The organism is Haloferax sp. Atlit-10N, assembly GCF_003586325.1.
Lineage (GTDB): Archaea > Halobacteriota > Halobacteria > Halobacteriales > Haloferacaceae > Haloferax > Haloferax prahovense.
Window position 1 is genome coordinate 443,060 of sequence record NZ_PSYX01000001.1, and the last position, 16,352, is coordinate 459,411.

At 68.3% G+C, this 16,352-nt stretch carries 17 protein-coding genes; 12 read left to right on the forward strand and 5 right to left on the reverse strand.

The window, feature by feature from the left end; all coding sequences use genetic code 11:
* The first annotated feature begins 7 nt into the window (after positions 1-7).
* Both C5B91_RS02345 and C5B91_RS02350 read left to right on the forward strand, forming a co-directional pair.
* Positions 8-763, forward strand: coding sequence for a class I SAM-dependent methyltransferase (locus C5B91_RS02345; protein ID WP_049968155.1), 756 nt, complete (start codon positions 8-10; stop codon positions 761-763).
* A 70-nt stretch (positions 764-833) separates the two neighbouring features.
* A complete protein-coding gene (locus C5B91_RS02350; RefSeq protein WP_008092221.1) occupies positions 834-1,736 on the forward strand; it encodes a glycosyltransferase family 2 protein in 903 nt (300 codons plus the stop codon).
* 6 nt (positions 1,737-1,742) lie between these two features.
* Here the strand turns inward: C5B91_RS02350 and C5B91_RS02355 are convergent, their stop codons facing one another.
* Positions 1,743-2,567 (reverse strand): amidohydrolase family protein, encoded by an 825-nt coding sequence (locus tag C5B91_RS02355; protein WP_115819043.1) that lies wholly within the window; start codon positions 2,565-2,567, stop codon positions 1,743-1,745.
* A gap of 174 nt (positions 2,568-2,741) precedes the next feature.
* On the opposite strand from C5B91_RS02355, the gene C5B91_RS02360 reads away from it, so the two are divergent.
* The 4 genes from C5B91_RS02360 (at position 2,742) to C5B91_RS02375 (ending at position 6,980) form a co-directional block, all read left to right on the forward strand.
* Positions 2,742-3,392, forward strand: coding sequence for a helix-turn-helix domain-containing protein (locus C5B91_RS02360; RefSeq protein ID WP_008092224.1), 651 nt, complete (start codon positions 2,742-2,744; stop codon positions 3,390-3,392).
* A 54-nt stretch (positions 3,393-3,446) separates the two neighbouring features.
* A complete protein-coding gene (locus C5B91_RS02365; RefSeq protein ID WP_004972693.1) occupies positions 3,447-3,728 on the forward strand; it encodes a HalOD1 output domain-containing protein in 282 nt (93 codons plus the stop codon).
* A 192-nt stretch (positions 3,729-3,920) separates the two neighbouring features.
* The gene (thsA, locus tag C5B91_RS02370; RefSeq protein WP_008092226.1) at positions 3,921-5,483 is read left to right on the forward strand and encodes a thermosome subunit alpha; all 1,563 of its coding nucleotides are present in this window, start codon (positions 3,921-3,923) and stop codon (positions 5,481-5,483) included.
* A gap of 180 nt (positions 5,484-5,663) precedes the next feature.
* Positions 5,664-6,980: an APC family permease gene (locus tag C5B91_RS02375; RefSeq protein ID WP_115819044.1), complete on the forward strand. Its 1,317-nt coding sequence runs from the start codon at positions 5,664-5,666 to the stop codon at positions 6,978-6,980.
* 29 nt (positions 6,981-7,009) lie between these two features.
* On the opposite strand, the gene C5B91_RS02380 is transcribed toward C5B91_RS02375, so the two are convergent.
* The 3 genes from C5B91_RS02380 to C5B91_RS02390 are packed head-to-tail and all read right to left on the reverse strand — an operon-like array spanning position 7,010 to position 9,028.
* Positions 7,010-7,684: a trimeric intracellular cation channel family protein gene (locus C5B91_RS02380; RefSeq protein WP_008092230.1), complete on the reverse strand. Its 675-nt coding sequence runs from the start codon at positions 7,682-7,684 to the stop codon at positions 7,010-7,012.
* Positions 7,684-8,475 (reverse strand): S-adenosyl-l-methionine hydroxide adenosyltransferase family protein, encoded by a 792-nt coding sequence (locus C5B91_RS02385; protein WP_008092231.1) that lies wholly within the window; start codon positions 8,473-8,475, stop codon positions 7,684-7,686. Before C5B91_RS02385 ends, C5B91_RS02380 begins: the two co-directional genes overlap by 1 nt.
* A 1-nt stretch (position 8,476) precedes the next feature.
* Positions 8,477-9,028: a nicotinamide-nucleotide adenylyltransferase gene (locus C5B91_RS02390; protein WP_004972681.1), complete on the reverse strand. Its 552-nt coding sequence runs from the start codon at positions 9,026-9,028 to the stop codon at positions 8,477-8,479.
* Positions 9,029-9,197: 169 nt separating this feature from the next.
* On the opposite strand from C5B91_RS02390, the gene lonB reads away from it, so the two are divergent.
* The 3 genes from lonB to C5B91_RS02405 all read left to right on the forward strand — a co-directional run bounded on the left by lonB (position 9,198) and on the right by C5B91_RS02405 (position 12,767).
* Positions 9,198-11,282 carry an ATP-dependent protease LonB gene (lonB, locus tag C5B91_RS02395; protein WP_008092235.1) on the forward strand — a complete coding sequence of 695 codons (2,085 nt, stop codon included), beginning with the start codon at positions 9,198-9,200 and terminating at the stop codon, positions 11,280-11,282.
* 6 nt (positions 11,283-11,288) lie between these two features.
* The gene (locus C5B91_RS02400; RefSeq protein ID WP_008092238.1) at positions 11,289-12,332 is read left to right on the forward strand and encodes a CPBP family intramembrane glutamic endopeptidase; all 1,044 of its coding nucleotides are present in this window, start codon (positions 11,289-11,291) and stop codon (positions 12,330-12,332) included.
* 96 nt (positions 12,333-12,428) lie between these two features.
* A complete protein-coding gene (locus tag C5B91_RS02405; RefSeq protein ID WP_004972673.1) occupies positions 12,429-12,767 on the forward strand; it encodes a hypothetical protein in 339 nt (112 codons plus the stop codon).
* A 68-nt stretch (positions 12,768-12,835) separates the two neighbouring features.
* On the opposite strand, the gene C5B91_RS02410 is transcribed toward C5B91_RS02405, so the two are convergent.
* Complete coding sequence (locus C5B91_RS02410; RefSeq protein WP_115819298.1) at positions 12,836-13,291, reverse strand: MGMT family protein; 456 nt, start codon at positions 13,289-13,291, stop codon at positions 12,836-12,838.
* Positions 13,292-13,448: 157 nt separating this feature from the next.
* Here C5B91_RS02410 and trpC point away from each other — a divergent pair, with 157 nt between their 5' ends.
* The 3 genes from trpC to trpA are packed head-to-tail and all read left to right on the forward strand — an operon-like array spanning position 13,449 to position 16,347.
* The gene (gene trpC / locus C5B91_RS02415) at positions 13,449-14,204 is read left to right on the forward strand and encodes an indole-3-glycerol phosphate synthase (RefSeq protein WP_115819045.1); all 756 of its coding nucleotides are present in this window, start codon (positions 13,449-13,451) and stop codon (positions 14,202-14,204) included.
* Positions 14,201-15,469 (forward strand): tryptophan synthase subunit beta, encoded by a 1,269-nt coding sequence (trpB, locus tag C5B91_RS02420; RefSeq protein ID WP_008092247.1) that lies wholly within the window; start codon positions 14,201-14,203, stop codon positions 15,467-15,469. The genes trpC and trpB overlap by 4 nt, the downstream gene beginning before the upstream one ends.
* Positions 15,469-16,347, forward strand: a complete 879-nt coding sequence (trpA, locus tag C5B91_RS02425) for a tryptophan synthase subunit alpha (protein ID WP_008092248.1) — start codon at positions 15,469-15,471, stop codon at positions 16,345-16,347. The genes trpB and trpA overlap by 1 nt, the downstream gene beginning before the upstream one ends.
* Positions 16,348-16,352: the final 5 nt, after the last annotated feature.

A 16,352-nucleotide genomic window follows, 5' to 3' on the forward strand; every position in this document is an offset into this window, starting at 1 on the left:
GCGTAGCGTGAAAGGAAAGGAGTGGTACCAGGCCGACGAGGTCGCCCAGGAGTACGACTCGAAGCGGTTCTCCAAGGGCGGTCGCCTCATCGACCGGCGAGAGAAGGAGGCGGTCCTCGCGGCGCTCGGCCCCGTCGAGGACAAGAACGTCCTCGAAATCGCCTGCGGGACCGGCCGGTTCACCGTGATGCTCGCCCAGGAGGGGGCGAACGTCGTCGGACTGGACATCTCGCGGGCGATGATGGTACAGGGGCGGGAGAAGGCCCGCAGAGCGGGCGTCGCCGACCGCATCGAGTTCCTCCGCGGCGACGCCGCGCGGCTGCCCTTCCCGGACGACCACTTCGACGCGGTGTTCGCGATGCGGTTTTTCCACCTCGCGGACACCCCGGCGAAGTTCTTAGCCGAAATGGCTCGCGTCTCGAAACAGCAGGTGTTCTTCGACACGTTCAACGACGGGAGCCTCCGAGTGGCCTACAACTGGCTGCTCCCGATGGGGTCGCGGCTCTACTCGGAAGGCGACGTGCGGCGGCTGCTCGGCGACGCCGGACTCGACCTCGCCGACGCGAAACACGACTTCGTCATCCCGTTCGGCTTCTACCGGAAGGTTCCTAACGGCGTCGCACAGCCCTTCCGCTCGCTCGACCTCGCCGTCGGCGACTCGCCGGTCGGCGACGACCTCGCGTCCGTGTCGTACTGGAACGCGCGGGTCGAGTCGGCCGACGAGCAGTCCCGCGCGGCGACTCGGGCGAGCGACGCCGAGTGAGGCGTTCTCACGGCAGAATTTAACACGATTCTCGATTCACATTTAAGTACGTCCACCGCAACTGTCGGGTATGGATCTCTCGGTTGTGCTCCCGACGCTCAACGGTCGGGACCGGCTCGCCACCAGCCTCGACGCGCTGGCCGAGCACGCCCCCGACGCGGAAGTCGTCGTCGTCAACGGCCCCTCCGCCGACGGCACGACCGGGATGGTGAGAGAGCGCGACGACGTGGACGTGCTGGTCGAAATCTCCGACCGCAACCTCAACGTCGCCCGCAACGCCGGCCTCGAAGTCGCCGGCGGCGACGTGGTCGCGCTCCTCCGATACGACCTCTCCGTGGAGTCGTCGTGGCTGTCGGCGCTCGAAGACGGCATCGCCGACGCCGACGTGGTCACCGGGCCGATGCACCAGACGCTCCGCAACGGCATGACGACCGAATCCCTCGAACGGAACGCCATCGGCGGCCGCACGGTGACGTACTTCAACGGCGGCAACGTCGCGTTCCGCCGCGAGATCATCGACGCCCTCGACGGCTTCGACGAGTACCTCCAGACGGGTGGCGCGCGCGACGCGGCGCACCGACTCGCCGGCTTCGACCGCTCCGTCGCGTGGGCTCCCGAGATGTGCGTCCGCCGCGAGTTCGAGGCCGACGGCGGCATCTCCGAACGCGACTGGGGCTGGAAGTACCGCTCTCTGACCTACCGACTCGTGAAGAACTACGGCGTCAGACCCGGGACCGTCAAGCGGACGGCGAAACACGCGATTTCGGACGGCGTCGACGCCGCGCTCGGCGTCGTGAAAGGGGACGTGACACCCTCCGGGTGGGCCGGCACCGGCCGCGACGTGGTCGGTGGTATCGCCACGGGCGTCTCGGACGGATTGGTAGCCCGCGCCCGCGACCGAACCCGCGCCCGCAACCCCCACGGCCGGTCGAAGCGCGCCGACCGCGCCGTCGCCCGGTACGACTGGCGCTGACTCGTTTTACCGCTCTCCGGGGCCGAGCGCCTCGATGACCCGCGCCGCGTTCTTCGAGAACGCCTTCGCCAGCGCGTCCTCCGACACGTCGAGCGTCAGAATCTCCATGACGCCCACGTTCGGGTGGGTCTCGGGCGCGCCGCTGCCGAACAGCACGCGGTCCGGGTGTTCGAGCAGCGCGCGTTCGAGCACGCTCCGATAGCGGACGAAACTCGTGTCGAGGTAGAGGTCGTCGTGGTCGTCGAGGAGGTCGATAGCTTCGTCCATCAGCCCGCGGTCGAGCGGGAAGCCGCCGAAGCTCGACAGGATGACGGGGAACCGACCGAGCAGCGACTCGGCGACGGTGCTCGGCTCGAAGACCTTCCCGCCCTCGACGAAGACGGGAAGCCCGACGTCCTCCAGCATCGCGAGCGTCTCGTCGTCGGGGAGCCCGTCGACCGCCGGCGCGAGCGAGAACCCGTGGAAGCGGTCGTCGTAGGCGTACTGCTCGATGTCGTCGGGGTCGGCGTGCTGGTCTGTCCGCGACGACGTGAGGTTCCGGAGCCGCGCCGAGGCCCGACTGCTCGGGTCGCGCGGGCCGTTGATGCGGGCGAACGCCAGAAACGGCCGGTCGACGCTCATCCGCGCGACCGCGTTGTTCGGACGGAGGTAGCTCCCCTTGACCCGCTGTGCGCCCGGCGAGACGACGGCGCGGACGACGCCCGCCTGATGCAGTTCGCGCTCCAGCCGCTCGGGGCTTATCTCCCGCCCGCGCGCCGCAATCGACTGCTCGTCGGGGTCGAGGCGGGCGTTCACGTCCACGACCCTGAACCCGTGTTCCAACTCCAGCATTGTCGAGTCACTCATCGGTGTCCGCCAAATAGGTTGCAGAATCCGCCGTAGTCGTTTCATCGAGTACACAGTACCGACTCGTTCGTTCAGCGCCGCGTGACGTTCATTCCTTCACGACGGTAGGGAGAGACGCTGAAACGCAGTTTTTTGGCCTACTCCACCTATCGTCCACGCGTGTGCCTCATCGTCGAGGTCGTCGCCCCGCTGTCCGCGCTCCCGTTCGGTCCCGCGGCCGAGGAACACGACGTCGAACTGGAGCTGGAACGGTCCGTCCCGACCGCCTCGCAGGCGGCGTCGTTCGTCTGGGTCCGCGGTCCCGACGCGGGGGCGTTCGGAGAGTCGGCGCGGTCGCTTCCGAGCGTCGACGACCTCACGCTCGTCGAATCCGTCTCGGACCGGGCGCTCTACGGCGTCTCGTGGGACGTCTCTCAGGCTCCGATTTTCGACGCGTTAGTGTCCAGAGACGCGGTTCTCTTAGAGTGTCTCTCGACCGGTGACTCGTGGTGGCTCAAACTCCGCGTCTCCTCGCACCGCGTGCTGACCGAGCTCAGACGCGAGTGGGCGGCCCACGGCATCGACGCCGAGTTCGACCGCATCACGTCCGTCGCGGCCGAGGAAGCGCCGGCGAGCGAGGGACTGACCGACACACAACTCGAAGCCCTGCTCCTCGCGCTCGAACGCGGTTACTTCGACGAGCGACGGGACACGTCGCTCGACGAGCTCGGCACGGAGCTCGGAATCTCGCGGCAGGCGGTCGCGGCCCGCCTCAAACGCGCCTACCGAACGCTCGCAGAGCGGATTCGCGACGAGCGACCCCCACAATAACGGGTTACATAATCAACGCACACCAATAGGTACCCGACTACCCATTCGGACTGTATGGACGACCCGCTCGAAGATGGAGCCGGGTCCGTGGTAACCACCTCCGTCGACCGCTACGACGAGGTGGCGGTCGCCATCGCTTCGGCGGTCGCGACTGCCACGGAACTCAGCCCACTCGAACTCCCGCCGCTCTCGGACATCGGTGTCGACCCCGAAGCGCTCGACGTTCTCTTTCGCCTCTCTCACGACCCGTCTCGAAGGTTCTCGTTTCAGTACGCGGGCTATCTCGTCTCCTTGTTCGGCGACGGAACGCTCACCGTCGACACGCTCGACGAGTAGCGAGGCGCGAACCGGCCGCCGACCGCGGCCCGAACCCCGGAGCGGCCCCCTCCGAACCCCTGCGACGCCCGCCCCGCGCTCGAATTCGAAAACCGTCGCCCTGTCGTGCGATTTCGTAGCTCGCTCTCGCCGAAACGTATTTATAGAACTGCAATCGTTGATAGCGGTTGAGGTTTCAACATGGCTTCACGAATGCAGCAACCGTTATACATTCTCGCAGAGGGGACGAACCGAACGCACGGCCGCTCCGCGCAGGACTCCAACATCCGCGCCGGAAAGGCGGTCGCCGAAGCCGTACGGACCACACTCGGCCCGCGCGGCATGGACAAGATGCTCGTCGACTCCTCGGGCGAGGTCGTCATCACGAACGACGGTGCGACCATCCTCGAGAAGATGGACATCGAGCACCCCGCCGCGCAGATGATCGTCGAAGTCTCCCAGACTCAAGAGGAGGAAGTCGGCGACGGCACGACCACCGCGGCCGTCCTCACCGGCGAACTCCTCGCGCACGCCGAGGACCTCCTCGACGACGACCTCCACCCGACCGTCATCGTCGAGGGCTACACCGAGGCCGCCCGCATCGCCCAGGACGCCATCGACGACATGGTCCTCGACGTGACGCTCGACGACGACCTGCTCCGCAAGGTCGCCGAGTCCTCCATGACCGGCAAGGGCACCGGCGATGTGACCGCCGACGTGCTCGCCAAACACGTCGTCAAGGCGGTCCAGATGGTCCACGGTGACGCCGACGGGGCCTTCCACCGCGACGACGTTCGCGTGCTCACCCGAACGGGCGCGTCCTCCTCGGCGACCGAACTCGTCGAGGGCGTCGTCCTCGACAAGGAACCCGTCAACGAGAACATGCCCCGCGCCGTCTCCGACGCGACCGTCGCGGTCCTCGACATGAAACTCGACGTGCGCAAAGGCGAGGTCGACACCGAGTACAACATCACCTCCGTCGACCAGCTCACCGCGGCCATCGACGCCGAGGACAATGAACTCCGCGGCTACGCGAAGGCCCTCAAGGACGCCGGCGTCGACGTGGTGTTCTGCACCAAGTCCATCGACGACCGCGTTGCGGGCTACCTCGCCGACGCGGGCATCCTCGCGTTCAAGAGCGTGAAGAAGTCCGACGCTCGCGCCCTCGCCCGCGCGACCGGCGCGAAGCGCCTCGGCTCGCTGTCCGACCTCGACGAGTCCGACCTCGGTCACGTCGACTCCGTGAGCATCCGCACCTTCGGCGACGACGACCTCGCGTTCGTCGAGGGCGGCTCGGCGGCGAAGGCCGTCACGCTGTTCCTCCGCGGCGGCACCGAACACGTCGTCGACGAACTCGAACGCGCCATCCAAGACGCGGTCGACGTGGTCGTCGCCGCCATCGACAAGGGCGGAGTCGTCCCCGGCGCGGGCGCGACTGAAATCGCCATCGCCGACCGCATCCGCTCGGAGGCCGCCGGCATCGAGGGCCGCAAGCAACTGGCCGTCGAGGCCTACGCCGACGCCATCGAGGCGCTCCCGCGCACCCTCGCCGAGAACACCGGTATGGACCCCATCGACGCGCTCGTCGACCTCCGCGCCCGCTACGAGAACGAAGGCATCGCCGGTATCATCTCCTCGGGCCGCACCGGCGAAATCGGCGACCCCGTCGAACTCGGCGTCATCGACCCCGTCGCGGTCAAGCGCGAAGCCATCGAGTCCGCGACCGAGGCCGCGACGATGATCGTCCGCATCGACGACGTCATCGCCGCCAAGTAACCGAACCGCTCGCAGACACGCTCCCCCACCGGCGGCGCGTTCCGCCGCCGGGCCACTTCGTGTCGCTTTTTCCGTCTGTCCGCTCTCGAACGGCCGCTCCAGAGCCGTACCGCTGCCGCTGCGCGAGCACCTATCAACTGGTCGCTACGTTCTTCCGTCGCGAGCGTCGAACTGCACCCCATGTCCGACGAAGTCGGGCTTCCGGAAGCCGTGTCGATGGCGATTGGTGGAATGGTCGGTGGGGGTATCTTCGCCGTGCTCGGCGTCGTCGCCGGCGCGGCCGGGACCCTCGCGTGGGCGGCGTTCGTCGTCGCCGGCGCGCTCGCGGCCTGTGCCGGGTACTCGCTCCTCCGACTGAACAGTCTGTGCGAGTCGCCTCGGTCACCCGTCGGATACGTCGGGAAGTTCACCGACAACACCACGCTCTCGGGCGTCGTGGGATGGACGTTCGTCTTCGGCTACGTCGGGACGATGGCGATGTACGCCTACGCGTTCGGCGGCTACTTCGTCGAACTCACCGGCGTCTCGACGGTCGCGTCGGTCTCGATACAGCCGTTCGTCTCCGCGCTCACCGTCGCCGCGTTCGTAGGCCTCAACGTCTTCGGCGCGCACGCCTCCGGGCGGGCCGAAGACCTCCTCGTCGGACTTAAGGTCGCCATCCTGCTCCTGTTCGGTCTCGGCGGCGTCGCCTACGGCGCGACCCACGGCGGCCTCGGGTTCGGCCTGTCGAACTTCGGTATCGGCCCGCTCGTCGCGGCCGCCGTCTCCTTCGTCGCCTTTGAGGGGTGGGAGCTCCTGCTGTTCGACCAAGAGAACATCGCCGACCCCCGGGAGACGGTCAGAAAAGCGATTTACATCTCCATCGCGGGCGCGACCGCTCTGTACATCCTCGTCGCGCTCGTCACGACCAACCTCGCCGGAATCGACGCCATCCAGCAGCACGCCGAGACCGCGCTCGCGGTCGCGGCCCAGCCGTTCCTCGGACAGGCCGGGTTCGTCCTCATCTCGGTCGCGGCGCTGTTCTCCACGGGGAGCGCCATCAACGCCACGCTGTTCAGCTCCGCGCGGCTCTCGAAGCGCCTCGTCGCCGACGACCTGCTCCCGAGTCGGCTCCGAGACGAGTCCACCGACGAACCGATTCGTCCGCTCTTGACGCTCGGGGTGCTCGCCGCCGGGTTCGCCTTCCTCGGAAGTCTAGACGCCATCAGTTCGTTCGCGTCGCTCGCGTTCATCAGCATTTTCGGCGGCCTCTCGCTTCTTGCGTTCCGGGAGCGCGAGAACCTCCAAACGACCGTGATTCCCGCCGTCGGAACCGTCGGCGCGCTCGGCTCCGCGGTCGCGCTCCTGTGGCATCTGTTCGACGCCGAGCGGGGGACGTTCTGGACCGTCCTCGCGCTCGCGGTAGTCGTCGTCGGCGTCGAGGTGCTCTACTTCGAGCGCGAGACCATCGCGGACGGGGTCCAGTCCGCGGAGTGGCGCGTGGAAAACGAACTGTAACGTCTGGTGCGTGGCCTCGGGTTCACCACTTAGACCCGCGGTAACCGCCAGTCGTAGCGGAGCGCGAGCAGCCGAACCGAGAAGACGAGCGCGGCGCACAGCCCCGAGGGGACGCCGGTCGGCGCGCCGACCGCACGGGCGGCGAGGAAGCCGAGGCCGCCGACGACCGCGGGGGTCGCATAGAAGTCGTCGCGGAGGACGACCGGGACGCGCCCGATGAGGATGTCGGCGATGGAGCCCCCGCCGACGGCCGTGATGGTCGCGAGGATGACGACGCCGAACGACGTGACGCCGGCGTCGACGCCGACGAGCGCGCCGGTCGCCGCGAACGCCGACAGCCCGACCGCGTCGGTGGTCAGGAACGCCGGGTGGTCGCGCACGCGGCCCTCTATCGAGTGGATGAGAACGATTGCGAGGCCGACGCCGACGAGCGCGACGCTCATGTCCCACGTCGCCGCGAGCGAGGCTGGCAGTCGGTCGACCAGCACGTCGCGGGTCGTCCCGCCGCCGAGGGCGGTCACGACGCCGAGCACGGAGACGCCGAACACGTCGAGACCGGCCTCGGCGGCCTTGAGTGCCCCGGCGACCGCGAACGCGAGGAGGCCGACGACGTTCATCACCGCGAAGGGGTCGACCTCGGGGACGACGACGGTGACGGGGACGGCGGCGGAACTGAGGCCAGGGACGGAGACGAGAACGCCCATCAGTCGACCCGGAGTTCGACGCGGTCGCCGGGCGCGAGGCCGAACGCCTCGTCGCCGCGGCCGTGGTTCACGTCGCACTCGACGTTGCCGTGGCTGCCGACGGTGAGCAGTCGCTCGCCGCGCGGGACGGCCTCGAAGGTGCGACCGACCGAGACCGACTCGCCGTTTACCGTCGCGCGGCTGCCGGCCGCGTCGCGGACGAACTCGCCCGGGACGTTGGTGATGCAGTTGCCGAAGTCGTCGACGACGAGCACCTCGCCCGTCGCCTCGCGGCCGTCGGCCGAGACGGTCGCCTCGGGGAGGCGGCACTCGGCGAGCGAGTCGACGGGAATCGGTTCGAAGCGGTCGACCGACCCGAGCGCCGACGCGCCCGCGACGTGGGCGTCGGCGGCCGCGGGCGCGAACACGTCCCGTCCGTGGAAGGTCGTCGAATCGGGGTTCGGAACGTCGATTTCGTAGGCTTCGACCGATGCGTCGGCGTCGCCGAGGGCGTCGATCACGCGTCTCGCCGGGGGGCGGAGAACGCCGTTGTCAGGGCCGACGAGAACGTGGTCGCCGACGCGGAAGATGACCGCGCGGCGGTCGGTCCCGACGCCGGGGTCGACCACGACGAGGTGGACCGCGGGCGGGAAGTACGGAAGCGTCTCGCGGAGCCAGAAGGCGGCCGCGCGAACGTCCTGCCGTGGGAGGTCGTGGGCCACGTCCACGAGTCGCGCGTCGGTCCGCGAGAGGACGACGCCCTTCATCGCGGCCGGGTACGCCAGCCCGAAGTCGGACGCGAGCGTAATCATCTCAACAGGGGTTCGGGTCGCGGCTCCCGTCGTCGCCGACGCGCTCCGACCCGTCGGTGGCCGTGACGCGCTGGAGGCGCTCGATACCGTCGATTTCTCGGACCACGTCCGCCACCTCGTCGGGGACGAGCGACTCCCAGTCGCGGTCTTCGATCATGCGCTGGCGGACCTCCGTGCCCTCCAGCACCTCGCGGTTGAACATGGGCGACTGGTGGACCTCGACGCCCGCCTCTTTGAACAGTTGGATGACGAGCGGGTTGTTGGAGTACGCCACCTCGAAGGCGGGGGACATCGACTGGACGTGGCTGACCCACACCGAGTTGCGGTCGAGGTCCTCGATGGGGACCGCGTAGGTCGCGATGTCGAAATCCGAGACGGCCTTGTTGACCATCATGATTCGTTCGCCCGCGGTGAACGGGTTCCGCGGCGAGTGCGAGTCGCCCGCGGACCCGATGCCGAGGACGAGCTCGTCGACCTCGGTGGCAATCTCTTCGACCATTCGGTGGTGGCCGTTGTGGTACGGCTGGAACCGGCCGATGTAGAACCCCCGCATGCATCGGGCGTTAGTCCGGATTACTTATAAATACGCCGAGTCACGAGAATTCCGGTATTCTGGTGGTAGGGCCGTCGAAACGCGAGGTTACGGCAAGGTACGCCGGATGCAACCGGGGAGAAAGTATATCAGTCGCAGGGCCTACGTTAGAAGTAGCGACGACAGTTCTATGAGTAACGATACGAACACCGACGACAGCCTCCACGAGCGGGAGGATTCACCCGACGACGCGCCCTCCGAAGAGGGCATCGACGACGGGGGGACGCTCCAGCACGACGAGGCCGAAGAGGTCGACAAGAAGACGATCGACGACCTCGGGAGCGATGTCGAAATCGACGCCGACGTGGCCGAGAACGTGGACGAGAACGACCTCCTCGGTGGTCTCCGGATAGAGACGACCGACGAGATTCCCGTTCCGGACCGCCTCGTCGACCAAGTCATCGGGCAGGAGCACGCCCGCGACGTCATCATGAAGGCGGCCAAGCAGCGCCGCCACGTCATGATGATCGGCTCCCCGGGGACGGGGAAGTCGATGCTCGCCAAGGCGATGTCCGAGCTTCTCCCCCGCGAGGAGCTGCAGGACGTGCTCGTCTACCACAACCCCGACGACGGCAATCGCCCCAAGGTCCGCACGGTCCCCGCGGGCAAGGGTGACCAAATCGTCGAGGCGCACAAAGAGGAGGCACGCAAGCGCAACCAGATGCGCTCGTTCCTCATGTGGATCATTATCGCGGTCGTGCTGGGCTACTCGCTCATCATCGCCCAGCAGGTCCTGCTCGGCATCCTCGCCGCGGGTATCATCTACCTCGCGTTCCGCTACGGCTCGCGCGGCAGCGACGCGATGATTCCGAACCTCATCGTGAACAACGCGGACCAGAAGTCCGCGCCCTTCCAGGACGCGACGGGTGCCCACGCGGGTGCGCTCCTCGGCGACGTCCGTCACGACCCGTTCCAGTCCGGCGGCATGGAAACGCCCAGCCACGACCGCGTCGAACCCGGCGCGATTCACAAGTCGAACAAGGGCGTCTTGTTCGTCGACGAGATCAACACGCTCGACGTGCGCAGCCAGCAGCACCTGATGACTGCCATCCAGGAGGGCGAGTTCTCCATCACGGGCCAGTCCGAGCGCTCCTCGGGCGCGATGGTCCAGACCGAACCCGTCCCGACGGACTTCATCATGATCGCCGCGGGTAACCTCGACGCGATGGAGAACATGCACCCCGCGCTCCGCTCCCGTATCAAGGGGTACGGGTACGAGGTGTACATGGACGACACCATCGAGGACACCCCCGAGATGCGCCGCAAGTACGCGCGCTTCGTGGCCCAAGAGGTCACCAACGACGGGCGGCTCCCGCACTTCACCGAGGAGGCGGTCGAGGAGCTCATCCTCGAAGCCCGCCGCCGCGCCGGCCGCAAGGGCCACCTCACCCTCGAATTCCGTAACCTCGGCGGCCTCGTCCGCGTCGCTGGCGACATCGCCCGCGGCGAGAACGCCGAGCTGACCACCCGTGACCACGTGCTGCAGGCCAAGCGCCGTGCGCGCTCCATCGAACAGCAGATCGCGGACCAGTACATCGAGCGCCGCAAGGACTACGAGCTCTCGGTCAACGACGGCTTCGTCACCGGCCGCGTCAACGGCCTCGCCGTCATGGGCGAAGACTCCGGTATCATGCTCCCCGTGATGGCCGAAGTCACGCCCTCGCAGGGTCCCGGCCAGGTCATCGCGACCGGCCAGCTCAAGGAGATGGCCGAAGAGTCCGTCCAGAACGTCTCGGCCATCATCAAGAAGTTCTCCAACCAGGACCTCTCGGAGATGGACGTGCACGTGCAGTTCGTCCAGACCGGCCAGCAGGGCGTCGACGGCGACTCCGCGTCCATCACGGTCGCGACCGCCGTCATCTCCGCGCTGGAGGACATCCCCATCGACCAGTCGGTCGCCATGACCGGCTCGCTGTCGGTGCGCGGCGACGTGCTCCCGGTCGGCGGCGTCACCCACAAAATCGAAGCCGCCGCGAAGGCCGGCTGTTCGACGGTCATCATCCCCGCCGCCAACGAGCAGGACGTGATGATCGAAGACGAGTACAAGGAGATGGTCGACATCATCCCCGTCTCGCACATCAGCGAGGTCCTCGACGTCGCCCTCGAAGGCGAACCTGAGAAGGACTCGCTCGTGGACCGCCTCAAGAGCATCACCGGCTCCGCCCTCAACAAGGGCCAGGGCGTCAAGGGCCCCTCCAGCCCCAGCCCGCAGTAACGCCGGATGACCGACTGGGCGGCGTTCGCGGGCTTCACCGGCCTCGTCCTCGCCGTCTTACTCTCTCTCGCACACTTTTCTCGCGGCGTCCCGCACGCGGAGGGGACCGGCTCCGACGCACTCGACGCGCCCGCCGCTCCGGGCGACGGCGCTTCCGATTCCGACTCCCGAGCGACTGCCGCGGACGACTCCGTTCCGACCGCTGCCGAGTCGGACGAGACCGACTGGTCGGCCGAACTCGACACCGTCTCTCTGGCTTCCTTCTCGGTCGACTCGACCGGCGCGTCACCGCGTCCCGAGCCGTCGACGCCCGCGGAGGCCGACGTTGCGGGCGACGCCCACGCTGACGTTGACGCTGGCCCCGAGTCCGACTCCGAACCTGAGTTCGACGCCGACTCCGACCGGGCGACGCCGCCCGGCGTCACCGCGGCCCCCGTTTCGGCCGTCTCGGAGCGCTCGGCGTCCGCCGAGGACCTCCCGCCGCATCTCCTGCTCGCCAACGTCGCGCTCTCGCAGGCCTTTCTCGGCGGCTTTCTCGGCCTCGGCGCGTGGTACGCGGGCGTGCCGGCCGCGGCGCTCGGCCTCTCCGCCGCCGACCTCCCGACGCAACTCGCCGTCGGCGTCGGACTCGGACTCGCGCTCTACGGGGCCAACCGTGTCGGTTCGACGGTCAGCGAGCGGTTCGGCGTCGCGCCCGACGAGGCGGTCCGCGAGTCGTTGACGCCGCGGACGACCGCGGGCTGGGTGTTCCTGTTCGCGGTCGCACTTCCGCTCATCGCCGGCTTCGAGGAACTGCTCTTTCGGGGCGCGCTCGTGGGGGCGGTCGCCGCCGGTTTCGACGTGTCGCCGTGGCTCATGGCGGCAGTGTCGTCGGCCGCCTTCGGCGCGGGTCACGGCGCGCAGGGCCGACTCGGCATCATCGTCACCGGCCTCCTCGGGTTCGTCCTCGCGGCGGCGTTCGTCCTCACCGAGAGCCTGCTGGTCGTGGTCGTCGCCCACTACCTCGTGAACGCGCTGGAGTTCGCCGGCCACGAACTGTTCGGCTGGTAGCGTGCGTCGGACGCGCCGTCGAGTCCCGCCGAACCGCTCGCCGTCGCGGCGGCGACGCGGGGATGCGTTCAAGTGCCCGCATCACGCGTAGCCAGTATGGATATCGACACGCGGCAGTTGACGCAGGCGGGGCTCATCGGCTATCTGGCGCTCGTCGTCGCGGCGTTCGCCACGGGGAACCCGACGCTCCGGCTCGCCGCCGACGCTGCCTTCGGACTGACGGCGATTCTCCTCGGCGTCGTCACGCTCAGGATTCCGGTCGACAGCCGACTCAAGTACGTCGCCGGCGGCGGCTTCGTCCTCGCGGGCATCTCACAGTTCGCCGAACTCGCGACCGGCGTCGGGTCCGTCGGCCTCGCGAGCACGCTGTTCCTCCTCGGCGGCCTGCTCGGCTACCTCGCGCTCCGCCGGGAGACCGACGCGATGCCCTTCTGAACTCCGGCGACTGCGACGATGACCGTGACGATGGCGGCGGTGACCGCGACCGCGACAACGAGCGAAAACTAGATTCCTTCCGACTTCCGGAGCGCTTCGACCACGTCGTCGGGGGCGGCGCTCGGGCCGTCTTTCACGCGGTGGTCGGGGACGACGACCGGAACGGGATTGGCCGCGAGCGCCTCGCGCACGACGCGCTTCGAGTCGTCGTCCTCGGGGTCGAGGCCGGCCATGCGGACGAGCAGGGCCACATCGACCGTCTCGCCCTGCGGGACGTTCCGAAGCGACTCCAGCACGCTCCGCTGGTCGGTCGGGACGGTCAGACCGATAGGGACCGACGAGAGGTCCGTCTCGCCCCGGTCGATGGCGGCCAACACGGCGTCGAGGTGGTCGTGTTCCGACTCGGCGTCCGCCGGCAGCGAGTCCGGAAACGAGACGTTGATGACCTTTCCGCTGACCACGCCGACCTGCACGGGGCGGCCGAGTGTGGACGATTCGCGCGCGTAGATTCCCGAGACGGGCATACGTTCGGCTCCCGTCGCCGGACGCTTGACCCTTCCGGCGACGGCGCGGGGTTTCGGGTCCGTCTCCGCGCGCCGCTCGCCCGCGTGCACGTGAGAGACGGTGAGTGTCCCCGACGACGCAAGCCTTATGTACAAATACGTGCGTTAGTGTACATCAATGAACGCTAGTGGAGACGAATTAGCTCCCGACGTGCGCGCCATCTTGGAGGCCGCGCGGGAGCGACCCGGCGGGGAAACGCGCGTGTCGGTCGACGCGCGGTCGTTCCCCGAGGCCGTGGCCGCGACGGAGGCCGCGGGCCGGGTCCCGGTCATCGCCGAGGTGAAGCCCACGAGTCCGACGACCGAGGGCGTCCGCGAGGACGACCCGGTCGAACTGGCCCGCGAGATGGTCGCCGGCGGCGCGACGGCGCTGTCGGTCCTCACAGAGCCCGAGCACTTCGGCGGCTCGGCCGAGTCGCTGCGGCGCATCCGGGAGGCCGTCGACGTGCCCGTCCTCCGCAAGGACTTCATCATGAACGAGGCCCAACTGGATGTCGTGGAATCCGACCTCGTGCTCCTCATCGCGCGGTTCGTCGGCGAGGACCTCTCCGACCTCGTTGAGGCCGCCCGCGACCGCGGCTTCCAGCCGCTCGTGGAGGTCCACACCCGCGAGGAACTGACGGCGGCGCTCGCGGCCGGAGCCGACATCATCGGCATCAACAACCGCGACCTCGGGAAACTCGAAGTCGACCTCGGCACGTTCGAGGAACTCGCGCCGGAAGCGCCCGACGACGTGCTCCTCGTGGCCGAAAGCGGCGTGAAGTCGGTCGAAGACGCGCGGCGGATGCGCGAGGCCGGTGCCGACGCCCTCCTCGTCGGGACCGCCATCATGGACGGCGACGTACGACAGAACACGGAGACACTCACACAATGAGCGCAGACGGCAAGTTCGGCGACTACGGCGGACAGTACGTTCCCGAGGCCCTCATGCCGGCCATCGAGGAACTGACCGACGCGTACGAGCGGTACGTCCTCGACAACGAGGACGGCTTCATGGACGACTTCCGCGCGCGACTGCGGGACTTCGGCGGGCGGCCGACGCCCCTCCAGCGCGCGGACCGACTCTCCGAGCGCTACGACCGCGAGGTCTACCTCAAGCGCGAGGACCTCCTGCACGGCGGCGCGCACAAGCTCAACAACGCGCTCGGGCAGGTCCTACTGGCGAAGTACATGGGCAAAGAACGCATCATCGCAGAGACCGGCGCGGGCCAGCACGGCACCGCCACGGCGATGGCCTGCGCCCACCTCGATATGCCCTGCGAGATTTACATGGGCGAGCGCGACATCAACCGCCAGCGACCCAACGTCTTCCGGATGAAACTCAACGGCTCGGAGGTGAACCCCGTCACCGTCGGCCGCGGCACGCTCAAGGAGGCCATCTCCGAGACGATGCGCGACTGGGCGACCAACGTCGAAGACACCCACTACGTCATCGGCTCCGTGGTCGGCCCGCACCCGTTCCCGAGCATGGTCCGAGACTTCCAGTCGGTCATCTCCGAGGAGGCCCGCACGCAGGCCAGAGAGAAGTTGGGTCGGCTCCCCGACGCCGTCGTCGCCTGCGCGGGCGGCGGCTCGAACACGATGGGCGCGTTCGCCGAGTTCGTCGACGACGAGGAGACCGCGCTCTACGCCGTCGAGGCCGGCGGCTCGACGCTCGAAGTCGACGAGGAAGCCGGCGTCGCGCCCAACTCGGCGTCGCTCACGACCGGGTCGGAGGGGATTCTCCACGGCGCTCGCACTCGGCTCCTACAGGACCGCGACGGCCAGATTATGGAGTCGCACTCGGTGTCGTCCGGCCTCGACTACGCCGGCGTCGGTCCCGAACTCGCGTATCTCGTGGACACCGGTCGCGTCACTGCCGTCAACGTCGACGACGACGAGGCGCTGACCGCGTTCCACCGGCTCTCGCAGATGGAGGGCATCATCCCCGCGCTGGAGTCGGCCCACGCGTTCGGCTACCTCGAATCGGTCGTCGGTCCCGACGCGCCCGACTCGGCGGAGGCGGACGCCCTCGGCGAGTACGTCGTCGTCAACGTCTCCGGCCGCGGCGACAAGGACCTCGAATCGGCCATCGAGGAGACCTACGAGCGCGACATCGACATCGCGCCGAACATGGACGAGTTCACGGGGGGCCTGTGATGTCGCTCGAAGACGCCTTCGCCGACGGACCGGCGTTCATCCCGTACCTCGCCGCCGGCGACCCCGACTACGAGTCCTCGCTGAAATACGTCGAGGCGCTCGAACGCGGCGGCGCGGATATCATCGAACTCGGGCTTCCGTTCTCGGAGCCCATCGCTGAGGGACCGACTATCCAGAACGCGGTCGTTCGGTCGCTCGAAGGCGGCATGACGCCGACGCGCTTCTTCGAGTTCGTCGAGGACCTCGACGTGTCGGTGCCGCTGGTCTGCATGACCTACTACAACCTCATCTACCGCTACGGAGATGACCCCGGCCCGCGGCCGTTCGTCGAGAAGGCGGCCGAGGTTGGAATCGAGGGCTTCGTCGTTCCCGACCTGCCGGCCGAGGAGGCCGGCCCGCTCCGCGAGGCCTGCGACGAGTTCGGCCTCGACCTCGTCTTCATCGTCGCGCCGACGACCCGCGGCGAGCGCCTCGACCGCATGATGGAACAGGTCTCGGGCTACGTCTACGTGCAGGCGCGCCTCGGCACGACGGGCGCGCAGTCGAGCGTCTCCGACCAGACCGGCTCGTCGCTCGAACGACTCGCCGACTACGACGTGCCCAAGGCGGTCGGCTTCGGTATCAGCAGCGGCGACCACGCAGAGCGCATCGTCGCGAGCGGCGCTGACGGCATCATCGTCGGCAGCGCGCTCGTGGACATCGTTGCCGAAGGAACTTCGGCAGCCCGTCAGACTGCGTCTGACGACGTCGCCGACGGCCACGAGAACGGCGACGACGCCGAGACGGTCGCCGACCGCCTCGAAACGCTCGCCCGCGAGTTGAAAGAAGGTGCAGTGGCTGGCGCCTCGCAACGCCCACCGCATCCGGAACGCACATAACTGCT